Source organism: Actinoplanes sp. NPDC026623, assembly GCF_040638275.1.
Classification (GTDB): domain Bacteria; phylum Actinomycetota; class Actinomycetes; order Mycobacteriales; family Micromonosporaceae; genus Actinoplanes.
Genome location: NZ_JBEZXZ010000028.1, coordinates 1 through 19,069 on the forward strand (window position 1 = coordinate 1; position 19,069 = coordinate 19,069).

Here is a 19,069-nt window from a genome sequence, read left to right on the forward strand (position 1 = left end):
CTCCGCGGCCCCGCGCCGCGGAGTGGACCTCTACACCGCGGTGCCGCACGGGTACGGCGACGGCCGGGGCCTCCCCGTCTGCCTGGTGCTGCACGGCGGATCGAAACGCCCGGCCGACTTCGCCGCGCTCGGCCTCGGCGGATTCCTGACCGACGCCGTACGCCGCGGCACCGCCCCGTTCGTGCTCGCCGGCGCCACCGGCGACCGGCTCGCCTGGCGGCCGTCGGGCCCCGACGACCCGCAGCGCATGGTCCACGAGGAGTTGCCCGCCTGGTGCGCCGCCCGCGGCTTCGACGCGGGCCGGCTCGCGGCGTGGGGCTGGTCCATGGGCGGCTCCGGCGCCCTGCTCCTGGCCGAGACCTTCCCCGGCTTCGTCCGCTCGGTCGCGGCGTTCTCCCCGGCGGCCGGACCCGGCGACGCGGTCTTCGGCGGCGTCGCCCGGCTGGCCGGCACCCCGATCGGCCTGTGGTGCGGCCGCGACGATCCCCTGTACCCGCAGGTTCAGGCCCTGCAGAAGGCGCTGCCCGCCGCGGTGGCGGCGGGCGGCTACGGCGCCGGACGGCACAACTTCGGCTACTGGAGCACGATCGTCGCGCCCGCCTTCGACTTCATCGGCGCGACGCTGCACCGCCCGTCCGCCGCCTGAGTACCGTCAGGGATTGCCACGTCGCGCTCACGCCGGGTCGAGGCGCAGGGTGGTCCCGGTGGCGGGCCGGCGCATCATCGCCTCCGTGTACGGCGACGACTCGTACTTGCGGAGGTAGGCCTCGTCGATCCGGGCGTTGACGCCGCGCTCGGCGACGGCGGTGAACCGGACCGGCAGCTCGCGTCCGGCCGCGAAGACGGAGCCGGTGCCGTATCGGCTGGCCCGCCGGTACCAGATGCCGGCGTCTCCCTTCCAGGACCGCACGTAGAGGTCGCCGTCGACCACCACGACCCAGATCGGCGCGCGCACGTCGGGCCGGTCCGGCGCCGGGACGACGACGTCGACCTCGCGGGCGCCGGCCAGCATCCGGACCGTAGCGGAGTCCCACTTCATGCCGTTACCTTCCGTGCCGGGCCGGCCGGGGCCGGGTCACGCGATCACGATACTGCCGAACGCGGGAGCGAGGCGTGCTGCCATTCTCGATCGTATGGCGAACACGAAGCAGACCTACCGGCGCATGACGGCCGGAACATCCGAGACCGTGACCATCATGGCGTATCTCGGCGCGGACAGCGGTGACAGGGAGGAGATTCGCCGCATCGTCGAGCGTGACGGCGCCGTCGTCGAGGACGGGATCGCCTACTTCGGAGACTCCGGGCGGCAGTGGCTCGACGATCAGCACGCGGCCTGCCTGGCCGCCGGGTTGGACGACGTGAGCGTTCGCTGAACCCTCGGTAGAGCACCGGATCTTGACCTTGACCCTGGGCAAGCGTCATCGTGACCGGCATGGGAGCCGATCGAGCGGAGGCGATGATGGACATGCCGGCCTGGCCTGGGGGTCGAAATGTACGGGACCTGGGTGGCCGGGCGCTGCGTGCCGGAGGCCACACGCCATTCGGTCGGGTCTTCCGCTCAGCAGCACCGGAGCACCTGACCGACGATGGTTGGATTGCGGCGAAGGCCGCAGGCGTGCGCACGGTGGTGGACCTGCGCAACGCCCCCGCCGAAACGCGGCGCACCGCCGATCACCCGGTCGTCCGGCCCGAGTCGCTGCGCGGGCTGACCTTCATGCCGGCACCGACCGAGGACCCGGAGGATGCCGAATTCCTCCGGGTATGCGGACCGCACCTGGACCATCCGTGCTGCTGGAGCGACAACGCACGGCTGGCCCCGGCCCGCATCGCGGCCGCCCTGCGGGCGATCGCCCGGGCGGACGGAGCGCTCCTCGTGCACTGCGCGGGAGGCCGGGACCGCACCGGCATGATCTCCGCGATGGTGTTGCACATCGCCGGCGCGACGGACGAGGCCATCATCGAGGACTACGCGGCCGGTTGGCGAGGCGCCGGAAAGTATGCCGGGCATGCCTGGGTGTACAACCCGGACCGGGAAAGCTGGCAGCGGCACCGGCACGGGCCGACGGAGGCTGACGAGCTGGAACGCCAGGTCGCAGATCGAGTGCCCGCCCTGCGGGAATGGATCGCGACGTTCGACGGCACGGCCTTCCTGGAGCCCGCCGACGTGCGCGCCATAAGATCGCGCCTCACACCGGTTGGTGCATGACGACCCGGCATTCCTGGAGCCGCGGTTTCAACCCACCACCGTCGCGGCTGTCGCCCGCCATGCGGGCCACCGGCTGCGGCGCGGTATCCAGTGCGTACCCGGCTACGCCGGGCCGGTGAGCGTTTCGATCGCGAACGCGAACTCTCGCGGGCGCGGGCGGGTGCGTTCGACCAGGTCCTCCGGGGGCTCGTCGCCGTTGCGGACCGCGTCGACGTAGGCCTTCGCCTCCAGGATCGTCAGCTGCGGTGCCCTCCTGCGTAGCTGCCGCAGGGCGGCCATGCCGCCTCCGCTCGCCACCAGGTCGCGGACGGCGGACGGTAGCGGGTCCGGTGGCCTGACCCCCTTGACCTGCTCAAGGTACAACTCCTCCCAGCCCTCATCGGCGAACGTGAGGAAGGGAATGTGGTGGATGCTGCCGTCGTGCCGGTCGACCAGGTAGGGACCCTGCCCGAAAAGCGCCTTCCCGAACTCGCGGGTGCGGAGATACTCGGCGGACTGCCAGAAGACCAGCCAGCCGACGACGTTCTCCTCCACCAGCGAGACGGCGACCTCGGGATACTCCGCCGGCAGTTCCCGCCGCTCAGCGGCGAGCTGAGCTTCCACCAGCTCCACGGCACGCTCTCTCGTGATCACAACAGCCATCATCAGGCACGCCGCCCGCGACAGACGAACGGATCGGTGCAGCCGACGCCGGGAATCTCGAGCGGCGGGCACAGCTCGCCCATAATGGAAGCATGCGGATTCGGATGCCAGCCGTGCTGGCAGTCGCGCTTCTGATACTGGTTGGAACAGGCGTGTTCTGGGCAGGCCGGATGTCGGGCGCCGGGCCGAGGCCGGCACCCGACCGTGGGTACGACAAAGGGCATGCCGACGGCCTTCGCGAGGGCCGCGCCGAGCAGGCCACATTGAACCTGCCGGCGACCGACAAGGCGGTCTTCGAATCCGGCTACGCCGCCGGGGCAACCGACGTCTTCGCCGGCTACGACGGCGGCTGGGAGCACAATGCCCCGTACGTCATCGTGCTGGCACCGGGCGGCCCGGCCGTCACCTACCGCATCGAATCACGGACGCGCCTGGAGCGGGGCGCGGACTACTACCTCTGTCCCGACGGCCACAAGCTGTGCCGGCGGCCACACTGACCCCCATGGCAGGTGGCCGGTGCTGGAGATGGGCAAGAACTGAGGATCAGGCCGGGGCCGGCACGCCTTCCAGGCGGCGGCGGGCGGCCGCGATCGCCATGCGGGCGTGCTCCTTCGCCCCGATCTGCGCCACCAGCTGCGCCCGGGGGATCTCCAGGGCGTACGGGAGGCCCGGCGGGAGGGCGGCCAGGATGCCGTCGAGGTCGATGCCGCCGTCGCCCGGATAGAGCCGCTCGAACCGCGCGGTGTGAATGAGCTCCTCGTTGGTCGGCGGCACGCCGGCGGGCGCATCGCAGACGTGCGCGAAGTGGAACCAGTCGGCCGGCAGCTCCCGCAGGTCCGCGACGCTCGATCCGGAGCGGGCGAAGTGGAGCAGGTCGATGAGCATGCCGGCGTTCGGCTGATCGGCAGCCCGCAGCACCCGGGCGGCCTCGCCGAGGTCCGGCGTCTCGGTCCAGGACGGGAACTCGAGATCGACGGTGAGCCCGAGGGGCCGGGCCATCTCGCAGAGCTGGGCGAAGCGGTCCACCTTGCGGGTGCGGTCCGGGTCGGGCAGCTGGGTGATGACGTGCCGGGCGCCGAGTTCGGCGCCGGCCTCCAGGAAACGCTGGAAGTCGCGGGGGTCCTCGTGCGGGCCGATCCGCGCCAGCTCGATGTCCAGCACCTCGACGCCGGTGGCGGCCAGCCGGACCTTCGTCGTGCGCATCAGGGCGGGGTCGGTGGCCAGCGGATAGTGCGGCTCCTGCGGGGTCACCCTGGTCAGCCGTACGCCGACGTACCGGTAGCCGGCGTCGGCGGCCGCGTCGACGAGTTCGGGCGGGGAGAGGCTCAGCGCGGTCAGGTGTGCGAGCGAGTAGTCGTGCGCCGGGCCGCCCGGCCGGGTGTCCCGCAGCCCCTGCAGCCGCCGGTGCCGGTGCGCGGCCATCCGCACCGGCGCGCTGGTCGCGGCGCCGTACCCGCCGTATCCGGCGACCCGCTGCACCACCTCGAAGAACAGCCGGGACCCCAGCATCTCGGTGTAGAAGTGCAGGTATTCCCCGTCTTCGTCGCTGTCGTACAGGATGGAGTGCTCACGCAGCGCGGCGAGCAGTTCCGGCGGCGGCGCGAGCCGGGCGTCCAGGTCGTCGTAGTAGTTGTCCGGGATGCTCAGCACCGGGGCGCCGAGCTCGCGCATGGCCCGGGCGCTGGCGATCACGTCGTCGCTGGCGAACGCCACGTGCTGCGGGCTCGGAATCCCGGGCGACCAGCTGCCGCGGCGCAGCGGCGCCGTGTTGAGGGTGATCCGGACGGTCCGTGTCGCGTTGGTGGCCGACCGGCTGCGCAGCAGGCCGAACGGTGCGGCGAGTTCCGTCGTCGGGCCGGACCGCAGGCCGAGCACCGAGGTGTAGAAGAGGGCGACCTGGTCGAAGTCGTCGACGGACTCGGTGAGGGCGATGTGGTCGGTGCGGGTGACCAGCCCGTCGGCCCGAGCCCGGTGCCCGGTGGGTGCGAAGTCCGCCGCCCAGCCGCTGCCGTCGGCGCCGCCGCGGCAGAAGAAGACCGCGGTGCCGTCGGGCGCGGCGACCGAGCTCAGGTCCGCCTCCTCGGGCTGCCGGACGCGCGGCAGCACCGGCGCCAGCAGCCGGTCCGCGCGCTGCGCCGAGCCGGCCGGGTCCTCGCTCTCCACGCCCAGCGCGCAGATCACCGCCGTACCGGGCACGATGGTGCGCTGCGGCGCGAAGTTCAGCAGGATCCGGGCGTCGCCCTGCTGCCAGAGCTGCACCGGCTTGGACCGGTGCTGCCCGGTACGGGCGAAGCCCACCGCGGTCAGCGTGCTCGCGACGACCGGGCCGGACACCTCGTCGACGGCCAGTTCGGTGAAGACGTGCCCGCCGAGCCGCGGCGCCGGCGGCAGGCCGGGCGGGCGCCGTACGGCGGCGGACTCCCGCAGGGCCAGCAGCGACCGCATGCCGTCGATGGCGGCGTGCCGGGGGTCGGCCTGGCGGTAGATGTCGTTGAAGACCTCGAGCGAGAGCGGGCCGCCGTATCCGGTGGCGAGGACGTGACCGACGAAGGCCGTCAGGTCGAAGGCGCCCAGGCCGGGGAAGAGCCGATGGTGGCGGCTCCACTGGACGACGTCCATCTTGAGACGCGGCGCGTCGGCGAGCTGCAGGTGGAACACCTTGTCACCGGGTACGACCCGGATGCCGGCCGGGTCCTCGCCGCGGGACAGGACGTGGAAGCTGTCCAGGCAGAGGCCGAGGGCGGGGTGGCCGGCGCGCCGGACGATGCGCCACGCGTGTGCGTAGGTGTTCACGTGCCGGCCCCAGGCCAGCGCCTCGTACGCGATCCGCAGGCCCCGCCGCCCGGCCCGCTCCGCCAGTTCGCGGAGCTGTTCGGCGGCCAGCTCGTCGTCGTCGACCGATGCCGCGGACTCCGACGAGCAGACCAGCATCGTGGCGGCGCCGAGCTGCTCCAGGAGGTCGAGCTTGCGTTCCGCCCGGCGCAGGTTGGCCCGGAAGGTGTCGGGCGCGACCGCCTCGAAGTCGCGGAAGGGCTGGTAGAGGTCGATCGTCAGGCCGCGGCGGGCACACTCCTGGCGCACCCGCGACGGCGACCAGGGCGAGGCGATGAGGTCGCTCTCGAAGATCTCGATCCCGTCGAAGCCGGCCGCGGCGGCCGCGGCCAGCTTGTCCTCGAGGGTTCCGGAGAGGCACGCGGTGGCGATGGAGAGCCGGGCGCCGCCGTCCGGGCCGCTCACCACTGTGTGATCGGCGATGAGCATGCCGTGCCGCCTTTCTGGTCCGCCAGGCAGACCATCGGAACCAAAATAATGTTCGTACTGGTTAGTTAGTTATACGCGCCGCCCTCCCCCGCCGGAAGACCCCGCGCGTCACCCGCTTCTCACCGCGTGGCAACCGGTTTGCTACCAGCCGCTCCGCGATCGGTCCGAACAGACGGGTGGACCCGATCGGCTCGGCCGGGTCCCACGATCTTCCAGGGGGAACCGGTTGACCACGCGCGCATCGCTAGCCCGTACGGCGGCATTCGCCGCGCTGTACGCAGCCGCGATCATCGCGGGCCGGTCGACAGTCATCGGCGACACCCGGATGGCCCTGGTGTGGCCGGCCGCCGGCGTGGCCATCGTGTGGCTCTGCGCCCAGCGCGGCGCCCGGACCCGCTGGGCCGACCTGGCCGCGCTGGTCGCGATCGCCTGGATCGGCAACGCCGCCACCGGCACCGGCCTGCTCCTCGGCGGAACACTCGCCGCCGCGAACCTGGTGATGGCCGTGGTGTTCGTGTGGCTGCTGAGCCGGTTCCGCCCGGCCCTGTGGGGCGCGGGCGGCAACCAGCGGCTGTCGAACCCGTGGGAGCTGGGCAGCCTGCTGGGCTTCGCCGCCGTCGCCGCGGCCGCGGGCGCGGTGATCGGCCTGACCGGCCTGTCGCTGACGACCGGACACCTGTCCGCGGTGTCCTTCGCCGACTGGATGGCACGACAGGTCACCGGCATGTTCGTGATCGGCACCGGCGGCCTGTGGCTGGCGCACAAGGCCGAGGCGTTGCGCCGCGACTGGTGGCACACGACCGACCGCGCGCTGCGCGCGGTGCCGGGCCGGCGGGTCGGCGAGGCCCTGGCCGTCGTGCTGTGCTCGGCCGGCGCCTACCTGGTCGGTTTCGTCTACGACGGCGGGCTGCCGCTGGCGTTCCCGCTGATCGTGGTCACGGTCTGGGCCGCGCTGCGGCTGAACACCACCTTCGTCGTGCTGCAGAACCTGACCCTGGGCAGCGCGGCCGTGTGGTTCACCCTGCACGGCGAGGGCCCGCTGGCCGCGATCGCCGACCCCCTGCTGCGCGCCCTGGTCGCCCAGATGTTCGTCGTCCTGATCACCACGGTCGGCCTGCTGCTGGCGCTGGGCCGCGACGAGCGCGCGGCGCTGCTCGCCGAGCTGGCCGCCCAGAAGGAGCAGGCGGCACGGCACGCGGTGCTGATGAACGCCATCATCGACTCGATGGACGACGGCCTGTCCGTCGTCGACGCCGACGGCCGCATCACGCTGCGCAACCCGGCCGGCGTACGCCTGCTCGGCCACGCCACGATGGTCGGTGACATGCAAGCCCGGCTGTGCCACCTCGACGGCACCCCGATCGCCGCCGCCGACCTGCCCTCCGCCCGGGCCGGCCGCGGCGAGCAGGTGGACCCGATGGACATGCTGGTCCGCGACCCGGACGGTCGCGACGCCCGGGTCTTCCGGGTCACCGCCACCTCGCTGACGGAGGCGCACGGCGCCCGCAGCGCGGTCGTGCTCTACCACGACGTCACCGCCGAACGCCGCCAGCGCGACCAGCTCGCCGACTTCGCCGGCGTCGTCGCCCACGACCTGCAGAGCCCGCTGACCGTCGTCGAGGGCTGGACCGAGGTCGCGACCGACGCCCTCGATGCCGCGCCGGCACACCCCGCGATCGACCGCTCCCGCGACGGGCTCACCCGGGTCGCCGGCGCCGCCACCCGCATGCGCGGGCTCATCAACGACCTGCTCGCGTACACCTCGGCCCGCGACGCCGACCTCGCACCCGAGTCGGTCGACCTGACCGACCTGGTACGCGACATCACCGCCGCCCGCACCGACGCCGCCGTCACCGCCGGCCAGCCGGTGCCCCAGGTCGTCCTCGACCCGCTCGACCCGGTGCACGCCGACGCCGGCGCCGTCCGGCAGCTGCTGGACAACCTGATCGGCAACGCCGTCAAGTACACCGCCCCGGGCGTCACCCCGCGGGTCGCCGTCACCAGCACCCGCGAGGGCGACGCCGTCCGGATCACCGTCGCCGACAACGGCATCGGCATCCCCGCCGGGCAGCACAAGGCCATCTTCGACAACTTCCACCGCGCCCACGCCGGCACCGGCTACGCCGGCACCGGAATCGGCCTGGCCATCTGCGACCGCATCGTCGCCCGCCACGGCGGCACCATCACCGCCGGCGACAACCCGGGCGGCGGCTCCCGCTTCACCGTCACCCTGCCGGCCGCCGAGCAGCCCGCCGAGCCCGCGCTGGTCCTGCCCACCACGCCGGCTCCGGCCGGCGGCCTGCGCCCCACCGGCCGGGCCACCCTGGCGCCGTCCGCCCGCACCGAGGCCCGCCCGCTCGCAAGCAGCGCGGAAACCGCCCGCGCGGCGTAGCGGTCCCTACGGGAACGCCATTGCCCCTTCCGGAGCCGGAATACCGGTACGTGAGCACACGTCGCCGCCGGCTGAGTATCGATGCTCATGCCCGGTCCCGGGCCGCGGCCATAGGTTCACCGCATGACCTCAATGTTCGGCGGCCCCCGCCGGTTGATCCGCCAGATTGCCGGCGCGCTCGTCGTCGCGCTGCTGTCCGCCCTGCAGTGGTACGTGTGGATGGCCTGGGACACCGAGTATCAGACGAATCCCGTGACGCAGGAGGCCAGCGGCCCCTACGAGGCCTGGCAGGTCGCCGGGTGCGCGGTGTCGCTGCTCGTGGTGTTCGTCGGTGCCCTGCTGCTCGGGGTCCGGCCACTCTGGGCGTCTGCCGCACTGACGCTCGCCTTCACCGTCGCCTGGACCGCGACGGCGTCCGCCAACGACGAGACCGGCATGTACGGCGTCGGCACGATCATGCTGCTGGTCGGCCTGACCGCGGCCACCGCGACGGTCTCCCTCGTGGTCACCGGGCTGCGCCGGCTCCGGTCGCCGCGCCCGCCGATCGGCGGGGTCACCGCCTGAACAGGCGTCCGGCTCCGGCCAGCGCGGCCTCGGCCTGCGCGGCCAGGGTGGCGACGAGGTCGGCGGCGGAGGGCACGTCGGTGATGAGATCGACGGCCTCGCCGGCCCAGACCGGCAGCGGAGGTATGGCGCCCCGGGCGACGTCGTCCTGATAGTCCTGTCCGGCCCGGGGATCGGCGGCGAGTTCGTCCTCGCGGCCGCGCCAGCGGTCCAGGTAGGGGTGGCCCAGAGTGCGGGCGGAGTATTGCGACGGCCATCGGGAGCCGCGCGCGAGGTCCAGCACCCGGCTGCGCTCGGTGTCCTGTCCTCGTCCCGCGACGATCGCCTCGACGGTCGCGGGTTCGGCGCCGGCCTCGGTGGTGGCCTGGAAGCGGGTTCCGATCAGTGCTCCGGCCGCGCCCAGCGCCAGGGCCGCGGCGACGCCGCGGCCGTCGGCGATCCCACCGGCCGCGAGCACCGGCGTCGGCGCGGCCAGGTCCACCACGACCGGCACGAACGGCAGGGTGGACCGCCCGCGCCGGGCCCCGTGCCCGCCGCCTTCGGTGCCCTGCGCCACGATGACGTCGGCGCCCAGGTCCACGGCCCGGCGGGCCTCCTCCAGGTCGGTGACCTGAATGATCAGGATCGCGCCCGCGGCCCGGACGGGTTTCACGTACGGGCCCGGGTCGCCGAACGACAACATGATCACCCGGGCGCCGTGTCGCAGCGCGTGCCGCACCGCGTCCGCGTCAATCGCCCAGGTCAGGAAGCCGACGCCCCACGGTTGATCGGTGCCCGAGGCGACGATCGGCAGCTCGCGGTCGAGCCACTCCCGGTCGCCGGACGCGGCGCCCAGCATCCCGAGCCCGCCGCCGCGGGAGACGGCCGCCGCCAGCCTGCCGCCGGCCGAGCCGCCCATCGGCGCCAGCGCGATCGGGTGGCGCACGCCAAGCAATTCCGTGAACCCCGTCGTCAAGCCCATGACCACATCATCGCAGCGAGTCCCGGGCCGTCTTCGGGCCGCGCTCCCGGCCTTTCCGGTACGCGGCGTCGACTCCTCGAAGCCCGGCGCGGCCCGGCCCCGGCGGGTGGAGCCGGCGTCCTCATCGGCCTCTTCGAGCGCGGCGTCATCCGCGCGTGGGCGGGCACTACGCCTGGGACGCGACGACCCAAGCGATCAGGAAGACGCCGAAGGAGATCACATATCCGAGGGTGATCCCCAGCGCCCGGTAGGGGCTGCGCGCCGCCAGGGAGCAGGCGGCGACGACGGTGCCGACGGCCGCGGCCAGGAAGGGTCCGACGATCACGGCCCGCTGGCCGTCCGCCGTGCAGATGAGGGTGGTGTCCGAGTCCCCGCACGCGTCGCCGGCGAAGGGCAGGACGAACAGGCTGAACAACGCGGTGGCCCCGGATCCGAGCACCAGGAGGACCACGGCGATCACCGCGCCGGCCATGCCGCCGGTCTGCCTGTCGGACGGGTCCCCCGCCGCGAACAGCGGTCCTGGTTCGGTCACCTCAGCGACGCTACCGTGCGGCGACTTGGCAGTATGGCCCGAATGCGGGCAATCGTCTTCGACTTCTTCGGAACCCTTACCGATCCGGGCGCGGAGGCGGAACGACGCGCCGCGTACGCGGCGACCGCCGCCGCGCTGGGAGTGCCGGCGGCGCCGTTCTGGGCGGCGATGTCCGGGTCCTTCACCGAGCGCGGCACCGGCGCTCACGGGGGTACCCGGGAGACGCTGCTCGAGATGGCCCGCCGGTGCGGGGTCGAGCCCTCCGACCGACGACTGGACGCCGCGGTCGTGGTGCAGCACGCGGGCTCGCAGCGGGTACGGCGTCCCCGGCCCGGCGTCCTCGACGTGCTGGATGACCTGCGTGCCGCCGGTTTCCGGCTGGCGGTGCTGAGCGACTGCAGCAGCGAGTTGTGCGAGGGCTGGCCCGGCACAGCGTTCGCCGCGCGCGTCGACGCGGCGGTCTTCTCCTGGCAGGAGGGCCACCGCAAGCCGGACCCCCGGCTGTACGCGACCGCGGCGGCCCGGCTCGGCGTGCCGGCGTCGCAGTGCTGGTTCGTCGGCGACGGCGGAAGCCGGGAGCATCAGGGCGCTCAGGCCGCGGGAATGCGGCCGGTGCTGGTCACCAACGCCGGCTATCCGGGCGCGAGCGCGTTCCGGGACGACCCCGACACGTTCCTGCCGGAGCACGTCGTGGACGACGTCGCCGAGGTGCCCGCCCTCGTCGAGAGGGCGACCGGATATTCGGTACCGCCCCCGGTCATCAGCTGACATCGTTGCGCGGCATGGGTGTGCAGGTGGTGCGTTTCCGCGATCCGACGTCGGTGGTCTCGCTGCACGACCTGGGCGGGTATCCGATCGACGTGATGTGTCCCCGCTGCACCGGGCATGCCCTGCTGGTCCCGGATCACACCGACCCGGGGCCGACGAAGGCGTGGTCGCGGCGGCGTTTCGTGTGTCCGGCGTGCGCGCTCACCGGGAGCTGGTCGTGGCGGGGCCAGTCGTTGTGGTGGGGCGGCGTCGTGGACCCGTTCTTCGGGCAGCCGCTGTGGCTGACGACGAGGGTGCGCGGGCATCTGCTGTGGGCGCTCAACCGGAAACATCTGGACCTGTTGGAGCAGTTCGTCGCCGCCGGGCTGCGTGAGCGTGGCCCGAACAGCGGGCTGCGTGAGCACGTGACGTCCCAGGGATGGAACATGTCCCTCATCGAGCGGCTGCCACTGTGGATGAAGTCGGCCCGCAGCCGGGACGACGTCCTCGCCGCGGTGGCGCGGCTGCGGGCACGGCTGGGCGACACCGGCCGCTGAATCGCTACGGGGTCTCGACCGCGTCGCCGTCGATCCAGACCTGGGCGATGTCGTGGGGTGTGGCCAGGGCGAACACCCTCGCGAGGGCCTCCTCGGGTCCGTTCGAGTGGCGGATGCCGATGTCGAGCGGGGTGCCCGGCCGCGGCCGTACCCAGATCGCGTCGAACCGGCGGCCCACTCCCAGGTCGCCCACCTGCTCGCGAAGGCCGAGCGCCCGCGCACCGGCAGCGGTGGCCAGGTGCAGCAGGTGCGCCGCGGTCAGCGCCACGCCGTCCGGGCCGCGCAGCCGCTGCAGGAAGTAGGCCTGCAGGCCCTCCTTGAGCAGCGAGAAGCCGGTGCCCGCCCCGACGTCGGTGCCCAGGGCGACGTGCACCCCGTACGCCAGGTGGCGGTTGAGCGGGAACGTGCCGCTGCCCAGCGCCGCGTTGCTGGTCGGGCAGTGCGCGACGCTCGCCTGGGCCTCGGCCATCCGCTTCAGCTCCGCGTCCGTCGGGTGGACGTCGTGCGCCAGGACGGTACGCCGGTCGACGAGGCCGTGCCGGTCGTAGCAGTCGAGGTAGGTGCCGCCGCCGGACAGCCGCCCGACCGTGGCGATCTCGTCGACGTTCTCGTTGATGTGCGACGTGAACCAGCCGTCGGTCAGCTCGCGGTGCAGTTGCCCGCACGAGGCGAGCAACTCCTCGCCGCAGGACAGGGCGAAGCGCGGCGTCACCGCGTACCGGCTGCGGCCGGTGCCGTGCCAGCGCGCCGCGAGCGCGCGGCCCTCGTCGTAGCCGCGCTGGGCGGTGGTGTGCAGGTCGGCGCGGAGCATCCGGTCGCTGACCACCAGGCCGCTGGTGATTCGCAGGCCGCGTGCGGCGGCGGCGGTGAACAGCGTGTCCACCGCCGGCGCGAAGTGCGAGCCGAACACCAGCGCCGTGGTGGTGCCCGCGCCGAGCAGGCCGGCGACGAACTCGTCGGCGACCGCGCGGGCGTAGCCGGCCTCGGCGAGCCGGGCCTCCTCCGGCAGGGCGCAGCGTTCCAGCCACTCCAGCAGCGGCATGCCGAGCGCGCCGATCGCCCGTACCTGGGGGAAGTGCACGTGGGTGTCGATCAGCCCGGGGAGCAGGATGCCGTCGGGCAGCTCGACCAGGTCGGCCCGGGGGTGCCGCGAGCGCAGGTCGGCGAAGGCGCCCCGTTCGACGATCACGCCGTCCTGCACCAGCAGCCCGGCGTCGGCGTCGGCGCGCAGCGCGCCGCCGGTGAACGGGTCGTCCGGGGTGTCGACGGCCTGGGCGCGGAAGAGGGTCACGGCTCGGCGTCCACGGGCACGGGCCGGGCGGCGTGCGTCTCCCGCTCGAACGTGCGCAGCAGGTCGGCGGCCACGCTGACGGCGATCGCCGCGGGCTCCTTGCCGTGCAGGTCCGCGAGCCCGATCGGCGTGGTGATGCGGGCGATCGCCGCGGCGTCGTGGCCCTGCGCGCCGAGCCGGCTGCGGAACCGGGCCCATTTGCCCGCCGAGCCGATGAGGCCGATGGAACCGAACTCGCCGTCGCGCAGCACCGCGTCGCAGATGGCGAAGTCCTCGGCGTGGTCATGGGTCATGATCAGCACGTGGGTGCCCGGGGCCAGCTCGCCGAGCACGATCTCCGGCATCACCGCCACCTGGTGCACGTGCACGGTGGCCACCGGGTCGGCGAGTACCGCCAGCCGGGATTCGGCGACCTGCTCCGGGCGGGTGTCGACGAGGTGCAGCTCGATGTCGTGCCGGGCCAGGATGCGGGCGAGCTCCAGGCCGACGTGCCCGACGCCGAAGACGGCCACCGCGGGCACCACCGGCAGCGGCTCGAGCAGCACGGTGACGCTGCCGCCGCAGCACTGCACGCCGTGCCGGTGCGGTGCCTTGTCCGACAGCTCCAGCGTGAACAGTTCGGGTGCCGTGCCGCCGGTGCCCAGCAGCGCGCGGGCCCGGTCGATCGCGACCGCCTCGAGGTTGCCGCCGCCGATGGAACCCCAGGTCCCGGCGGCGCCGACGACGAGTTTCGCCCCGGCCGCCCGGGGCGCGTGCCCGCGCACCGCGGCGAGGGTGACAAGCACGGCCGCCTCGCGTGCGGTTCGCAGGTGGGTCACCGCGTCGAGCCAGGTACGGTCAGCCACGAGCCACCGCCTGGCCCACCTGCTCCGACTCGGGGTGCAGGGGGTGCGCCTCGGCGCCGGGCTGCGGCGGGACGACGTCCGCCTCCACCAGGTGGCCGTCGCCGGCGCCGGCGCGCGCCTGCTCGATCGCCCAGAACACGGCCTCGGGCGTGGCCGGCGAGGCCAGGTCGACGGACATCCCGGCCGGGCCGAACGCGGCAGCCGCCTGCCGCAGCGCCTCCCGGACCGAGAAGGCCAGCATGAGCGGGGGCTCGCCGACCGCCTTGGAGCCGTAGACGACCCCGTCCTCCTCGGCGTCGGTCAGCAGCGTGACGTTGAAGACCTCGGGCATCTCCGAGAAGCTGGGCAGCTTGTAGGTGCTGGCCGCCTGGGTGCTCAGCCGCCCGCGGGCGGGACCGTCGCCGGTCTCCCAGCGCGGGTCCTCCAGCGTCAGCCAGCCGGCGCCCTGGACGAAGCCGCCCTCGATCTGTCCGATGTCGATCAGCGGCGACAGGCTGTCGCCCACGTCGTGCACGATGTCCACCCGTCGCGTCCGGTACGCGCCGGTGAAGCCGTCCACCTCGACCTCCGCGGCCGCCACCCCGTACGCGAAGTATTTGAACGGCGATCCGCGCATGACCGACGAGTCCCAGTGCAGTCCCTCGGTGCGGTAGAAGCCCGCCGCGAACAGCTGCACGCGCTGGAAGTACGCGGTGCGGACGAGCTCGTTCCAGGCGACGCCCGCGGTGCCGCCGACGCCGTGCGCGACGCCGCCGGAGATGCGGACGTCGGCGGCGTTGACTCCCAGCATCGAGGCGGCGACCAGGGCCAGCCGCTCGCGGATCTGCTCGCAGGCGTTCTTGACCGCCCCGCCGTTGAGGTCCGCGCCCGAGCTCGCCGCGGTCGCGGAGGTGTTCGGCACCTTGTCGGTGCGGGTCGGCGCCAGCCGGATCCGCGTCAGCGGGAGGCCCAGCGTCGTGGCGGCGACCTGCAGCATCTTGGTGTGCAGGCCCTGGCCCATCTCGGTGCCGCCGTGGTTGATCAGCACCGAGCCGTCCTTGTAGACGTGCACGAGCGCGCCGGCCTGGTTGAAGGCGGTGAAGTTGAACGAGATGCCGAACTTCACCGGCGTGACGGCCAGGCCGCGCTTGGCGTGCGGGTGCCCGGCGTTGTAGGCGGCGATCTCCCGCTGCCGCTCGACGACCGCGCCGTCGTCGAGGACCTGCTGCCAGAGCCGGTGCAGGCGCTCCGGGTGCCGCACGGGCTGGCCGTACGGGGTGCTCTGCCCGGCGCGGTAGAGGTTGCGCCGGCGCAGCTCCATGGCGGGAATGCCGAGCAGCGGCGCGCAGCGGCCGAGGATGTCCTCGATGACCAGCATCCCCTGCGGTCCGCCGAAGCCGCGGAACGCCGTGTTGGAGGTCTTGTTGGTCCGCGCGATCCGGCCGGTGAGCCGCACGTGCGGAAGCCAGTAGGCGTTGTCGACGTGGCACAGCGCCCGCGCCAGCACCGGCTCGGAGAGGTCCAGGCTCCAGCCGCCGTCCGAGGTCAGCGTCGCGTCGAGGGCCTGCAGGTGGCCGTCGGCGTCGAAGCCCACCCGCCAGTCCACGTGGAACCCGTGGCGCTTGCCGGACATCGTCAGGTCCTGGGTACGGGTCAGGCGCACCCGCACCGGGCGGCCGGTGAGCGTCGCGCCCAGGGCCGCGATGGCGGCGAAGCCGTGCGGCTGCATCTCCTTGCCGCCGAAGCCGCCGCCCATGCGCAGGCACTGAACGGTGACCTCGTGGCTGGAGCGGCCCAGCACGTGCGCGACGATCTCCTGCGTCTCCGAGGGGTGCTGGGTGCTGCTCTGCACGAAGATCTGCCCGGCCTCGTCGACGTGGGCGAGCGCGCAGTGCGTCTCCAGGTAGAAGTGCTCCTGCCCGGCGAACTCGAAGTCGCCGCTGAACTCGCGGGCGGCGCCGGCCAGCCCGGCCTCGACGTCGCCGCGCAGGATCCGCGGCGTGGCGCCCTGGAAGCTGCCGGCGGCGATCGCCTCCCGGACGGTCACCAGCGACGGCAGCGGCTCCACGTCGACCTCGACGGCGGCCGCTCCGAGCCGGGCCGCCTCGAACGTCTCGGCGAGCACCCAGCAGACGGCGTGGCCGAAGAACATCACCTCGTCCGGGAACAGCGGCTCGTCGTGCTTGACGCCGGCGTCGTTGACCCCGGGCACGTCGGCGGCGGTGAGCACCCGCACGACGCCGGGCACCCGCAGCGCGGGCGCCACCCGCAGCGCGGTGACCCGGGCATGGGCCCGCGGCACCTGTACGGGGTGTGCGTGCAGCACGTCCTTGGTCCGGTAGATCAGGTCGTCGGTGTACAGCGCCGCCCCGGTGACGTGCTCCTTCGCGCTCTCGTGCGGAACGGCGACACCGACGGCGGGGTTCTCCGGCCGATCGGAAAGGGCGCTCATGCCATCGCCTCCCTCGGGCTCGGGTTCTCGGCGTGCAGCTTGAGCAGGCTCTGGCCGAGCATCGCCCGCCGGTACGCGGCGCTGGCCCGGTGGTCGTCCAGCGGCGTGCCCTCCCCGCGCAGCACCCGCGCGGCCGCCTCGGCGGTCCCGGCCGACCAGGGCCGCCCCTCGAGGGCCGCCTCGGTGGCACGCGCGCGGATCGGCGTGGCCGCGACGCCGCCGAGGCCGATGCGCGCCCGCACGACGGTGCCGTCGACGACGTCGAGGGCGAACCCGGCGGCGATGCTGGAGATGTCGTCGAAGCGCCGCTTGGCGATCTTGTGGAAGTCCGCGAGGCCGGCGAGCGGCAGCGGAATCCGGACCGCCCGGATCAGCTCGTCCACCCGCCGGACGCTGCGCCGGTACTCGATGAAGTAGTCGGCCAGCGGCACCAGCCGCTCGCCGTCGACCTCGGCCAGCACCACGTCCGCGTCCAGCGCCAGCAGCGCCGGCGCGGCGTCGCCGATCGGGGATCCGGTGCCGAGGTTGCCGCCGATGGTGGCGCTGTTGCGGATCAGCCGGGACGCGAACTGTGGAAAGAGCCGGCCGAGCAGCGGGACCCGGCCCGCGAGCCCGCGCTCGATCTCGGTCAGGGTCAGCCCGGCGCCGATCTCGATGTGCTCGTCCTCGATCACCAGTTCCCGCAGCTCGGGCACCCGGTCGACGGCGATGACGCATTCGGCGCGCGCGCCGCGCAGGTTGACCTCGACGCCCCAGTCGGTCGAGCCCGCGACGACGGCCGCGGTCGGTCGCTCCCGGAGCAGCCGGAGCGCGTCTGCCAGCGTCGCCGGGCGCAGAAACTCACCCTCTTCCCCGCGTACGCGGGTCGGCCGGGCGGAGGCCGCCGGGGCCTGCCGGCGGCGGGCCAGCGGATCGTCCGGCGCCGGCGGCCCGAGCGCGTAGGCCGCGTCGCGGATCGGCCGGTAGCCGGTGCAGCGGCACAGGTTGCCGCTGAGCGCGTGCAGGTCGAATCCGTTCGGCCCGTGCTCGTGGTCCGCCGCGGTGCCGTCCGGCGGCGCCTGCCGGCCGGGGCGGTAGAACTCGGCGGCCATGCTGCAGACGAAGCCCGGCGTGCAGTAGCCGCACTGGGAGCCGCCCCGGACCGCCATCTCGTACTGAACCGGGTGCAGGCTCTCCGGGCCGCCCAGCCCCTCGGCCGTGACGACCTCCTGGCCGTCCAGCCCCAGGGCGGGCATCAGGCAGGCGTTGACCGCCACCCATTCCGTGGGGCAGTCGGGGCCGGGCCGCGCGACCAGCACGGAGCAGGCACCGCACTCGCCCTCGCCGCAGCCCTCTTTGCAACCGGTGAAACCCTGCGCCCGCAACCACTCCAAGGCGGTGGTATGCGGCGCGATGTCACCGAACGGGATCTCCTGCCCGTTAACCTTGATTCCGGCAGCGCCCATGCTCAGCTCCCGTCAACCGTCTCAACCTACAGCGTTTGCCGAGGCGGGACATGGTTGACGGATGACGCCGGGGCGGCTGGTTATCCATGTGAACAGCCGCCCGAGCCGGTATCCACCCTACAAGTCGAGCGGCGGTGCCGGAAGCCACCCGCTCATGGTCATCCATCGCTCGACATTGCGGGCCTTCGACACAATGCGCCCATGCATGCTGATCAAGAACCGAGATCGTCGTGGAGCCGGCGGTCCCTGCTCGCCGGGCTCACCGGAGCCACCGCCGGAATCGCCCTGCCGCCCGGCGCCCAGGCGGCGCCCGCCGGACCGCGGGCCCCCGCCGGCCCGGCCGGGGTGCGGCTGCGGTGGCTGGGCGTGGCCGGCTTCGAGATGATCGCCGACGGCCGGCGGGTGTGGTTCGACCCGTACGTGAGCCGCTTCCCGTACCTCGACGACGCCGGCCGGATCGATCCGGCCAAGCCCCTCGCGGTCGACCCGGCGGCGGTCGACCGGGCGTTGCCGCCGGGCACGCCGCCCGACCTGATCCTGGTCAGCCACACGCACTGGGACCACTTCGCCGACGTGCCGTACCTCATGGGCCGGCACCCGGACGTCAAGGTGATGGGCACCGAGACCGCCCGCAACCTCGCGCTGATGAACCGGGTGCCCGGCGCCGGCGACCGGGTGCTGGTCTGCCGGGGCGGCGAGTGGATCGACATCGCCGGCGTGCACGTCCGGGTCTTCGCCAGCCTGCACACCCAGTTCCCCGGCGGCGGATTCTGGGCGCCGGGGACCATCACCACCGGCCCGCGGCCCGCGCCGCCGGCGACGATCGGTGAACTGGTCGAGGGCGACACACTGTCCTACCTGGTCACCGTGCCCGGCCGGCTGTCGGTGCTGTTCCACGGCGCGGGCAACTTCATCGAGCGCGAATACCAGGGCCTGCGCCCGGACGTCGTGATCGTGAACCCGTCCGCGGCGACACCCACCCACGACTACCTGCCGCGACTGCTGCGGGTGCTCGGCCATCCCCGTCACGTCGTACCGGCGCATTTCGACGCTTTCGACACGCCGCTCGGCGATCTCGGGCCGAAGGCCCAGGCGACCTACACCACGTTCCGCAGCGCGGTGGAGAAGATCGGCCACGGCATGCGCGTTCCCGAGTACGAGCAGCTGCGTCACCTGGCGGAACTGGAATTCTGAG

Annotated in this window: 18 protein-coding genes; 9 read left to right on the plus strand and 9 right to left on the minus strand. The window is 73.4% G+C overall.

The annotated features are described in order from the left end of the window. Nucleotides 1–646, plus strand: a 646-nt coding sequence (locus AB0F10_RS11440; RefSeq protein WP_360622615.1) for an alpha/beta hydrolase-fold protein, incomplete at its 5' end; no start/stop codon positions are given. A 27-nt stretch (nucleotides 647–673) separates the two neighbouring features. On the opposite strand, the gene AB0F10_RS11445 is transcribed toward AB0F10_RS11440, so the two are convergent. Then, the gene (locus AB0F10_RS11445) at nucleotides 674–1,039 is read right to left on the minus strand and encodes a DUF2255 family protein (RefSeq protein ID WP_360622617.1); all 366 of its coding nucleotides are present in this window, start codon (nucleotides 1,037–1,039) and stop codon (nucleotides 674–676) included. Nucleotides 1,040–1,133: 94 nt separating this feature from the next. Here AB0F10_RS11445 and AB0F10_RS11450 point away from each other — a divergent pair, with 94 nt between their 5' ends. After that, nucleotides 1,134–1,373 (plus strand): hypothetical protein, encoded by a 240-nt coding sequence (locus tag AB0F10_RS11450; RefSeq protein ID WP_360622619.1) that lies wholly within the window; start codon nucleotides 1,134–1,136, stop codon nucleotides 1,371–1,373. A gap of 59 nt (nucleotides 1,374–1,432) precedes the next feature. Next, complete coding sequence (locus AB0F10_RS11455) at nucleotides 1,433–2,206, plus strand: tyrosine-protein phosphatase (protein WP_360622621.1); 774 nt, start codon at nucleotides 1,433–1,435, stop codon at nucleotides 2,204–2,206. A gap of 102 nt (nucleotides 2,207–2,308) precedes the next feature. Here the strand turns inward: AB0F10_RS11455 and AB0F10_RS11460 are convergent, their stop codons facing one another. Continuing rightward, nucleotides 2,309–2,839 (minus strand): YrhB domain-containing protein, encoded by a 531-nt coding sequence (locus tag AB0F10_RS11460; RefSeq protein ID WP_360622623.1) that lies wholly within the window; start codon nucleotides 2,837–2,839, stop codon nucleotides 2,309–2,311. A 101-nt stretch (nucleotides 2,840–2,940) separates the two neighbouring features. Between AB0F10_RS11460 and AB0F10_RS11465 the strand changes: the two genes are divergently transcribed. Continuing rightward, nucleotides 2,941–3,345: a hypothetical protein gene (locus AB0F10_RS11465; protein WP_360622625.1), complete on the plus strand. Its 405-nt coding sequence runs from the start codon at nucleotides 2,941–2,943 to the stop codon at nucleotides 3,343–3,345. Between the two features lie 46 nt (nucleotides 3,346–3,391). On the opposite strand, the gene AB0F10_RS11470 is transcribed toward AB0F10_RS11465, so the two are convergent. Further along, nucleotides 3,392–6,109, minus strand: coding sequence for a TIM barrel protein (locus tag AB0F10_RS11470; RefSeq protein ID WP_360622627.1), 2,718 nt, complete (start codon nucleotides 6,107–6,109; stop codon nucleotides 3,392–3,394). Between the two features lie 226 nt (nucleotides 6,110–6,335). On the opposite strand from AB0F10_RS11470, the gene AB0F10_RS11475 reads away from it, so the two are divergent. Further along, complete coding sequence (locus AB0F10_RS11475; protein WP_360622629.1) at nucleotides 6,336–8,501, plus strand: ATP-binding protein; 2,166 nt, start codon at nucleotides 6,336–6,338, stop codon at nucleotides 8,499–8,501. A gap of 123 nt (nucleotides 8,502–8,624) precedes the next feature. Beyond that, on the plus strand, nucleotides 8,625–9,065 hold the full coding sequence (locus AB0F10_RS11480; RefSeq protein ID WP_360622631.1) for a hypothetical protein: 441 nt from the start codon (nucleotides 8,625–8,627) through the stop codon (nucleotides 9,063–9,065). On the opposite strand, the gene AB0F10_RS11485 is transcribed toward AB0F10_RS11480, so the two are convergent. Together AB0F10_RS11485 and AB0F10_RS11490 are read right to left on the minus strand one after the other, a co-directional pair. Continuing rightward, the gene (locus AB0F10_RS11485) at nucleotides 9,055–10,026 is read right to left on the minus strand and encodes a nitronate monooxygenase (protein ID WP_360622633.1); all 972 of its coding nucleotides are present in this window, start codon (nucleotides 10,024–10,026) and stop codon (nucleotides 9,055–9,057) included. The two genes, AB0F10_RS11480 and AB0F10_RS11485, sit on opposite strands and share 11 nt — an antisense overlap. Before the next feature lie 166 nt (nucleotides 10,027–10,192). Further along, nucleotides 10,193–10,558 carry a hypothetical protein gene (locus tag AB0F10_RS11490; RefSeq protein ID WP_360622635.1) on the minus strand — a complete coding sequence of 122 codons (366 nt, stop codon included), beginning with the start codon at nucleotides 10,556–10,558 and terminating at the stop codon, nucleotides 10,193–10,195. A 42-nt stretch (nucleotides 10,559–10,600) separates the two neighbouring features. Between AB0F10_RS11490 and AB0F10_RS11495 the strand changes: the two genes are divergently transcribed. Beyond that, a complete protein-coding gene (locus tag AB0F10_RS11495; RefSeq protein WP_360622637.1) occupies nucleotides 10,601–11,326 on the plus strand; it encodes an HAD family hydrolase in 726 nt (241 codons plus the stop codon). Between the two features lie 14 nt (nucleotides 11,327–11,340). Further along, the gene (locus tag AB0F10_RS11500; protein WP_360622639.1) at nucleotides 11,341–11,862 is read left to right on the plus strand and encodes a hypothetical protein; all 522 of its coding nucleotides are present in this window, start codon (nucleotides 11,341–11,343) and stop codon (nucleotides 11,860–11,862) included. A 4-nt stretch (nucleotides 11,863–11,866) separates the two neighbouring features. Here the strand turns inward: AB0F10_RS11500 and AB0F10_RS11505 are convergent, their stop codons facing one another. From AB0F10_RS11505 to AB0F10_RS11520, 4 genes are read right to left on the minus strand one after another with little or no spacing between them, the layout of a single operon-like run. Then, nucleotides 11,867–13,153, minus strand: coding sequence for a guanine deaminase (locus AB0F10_RS11505; RefSeq protein ID WP_360622641.1), 1,287 nt, complete (start codon nucleotides 13,151–13,153; stop codon nucleotides 11,867–11,869). After that, nucleotides 13,150–13,998: a xanthine dehydrogenase accessory protein XdhC gene (gene xdhC / locus AB0F10_RS11510; protein WP_360622643.1), complete on the minus strand. Its 849-nt coding sequence runs from the start codon at nucleotides 13,996–13,998 to the stop codon at nucleotides 13,150–13,152. Before xdhC ends, AB0F10_RS11505 begins: the two co-directional genes overlap by 4 nt. After that, nucleotides 13,991–16,429 carry a xanthine dehydrogenase molybdopterin binding subunit gene (gene xdhB, locus AB0F10_RS11515; RefSeq protein WP_360622645.1) on the minus strand — a complete coding sequence of 813 codons (2,439 nt, stop codon included), beginning with the start codon at nucleotides 16,427–16,429 and terminating at the stop codon, nucleotides 13,991–13,993. Before xdhB ends, xdhC begins: the two co-directional genes overlap by 8 nt. Further along, nucleotides 16,426–17,874: an FAD binding domain-containing protein gene (locus AB0F10_RS11520; protein WP_360622647.1), complete on the minus strand. Its 1,449-nt coding sequence runs from the start codon at nucleotides 17,872–17,874 to the stop codon at nucleotides 16,426–16,428. Before AB0F10_RS11520 ends, xdhB begins: the two co-directional genes overlap by 4 nt. A 201-nt stretch (nucleotides 17,875–18,075) precedes the next feature. Here AB0F10_RS11520 and AB0F10_RS11525 point away from each other — a divergent pair, with 201 nt between their 5' ends. Beyond that, nucleotides 18,076–19,068 carry an MBL fold metallo-hydrolase gene (locus AB0F10_RS11525; protein WP_360622649.1) on the plus strand — a complete coding sequence of 331 codons (993 nt, stop codon included), beginning with the start codon at nucleotides 18,076–18,078 and terminating at the stop codon, nucleotides 19,066–19,068. Nucleotide 19,069 lies beyond the last annotated feature (1 nt).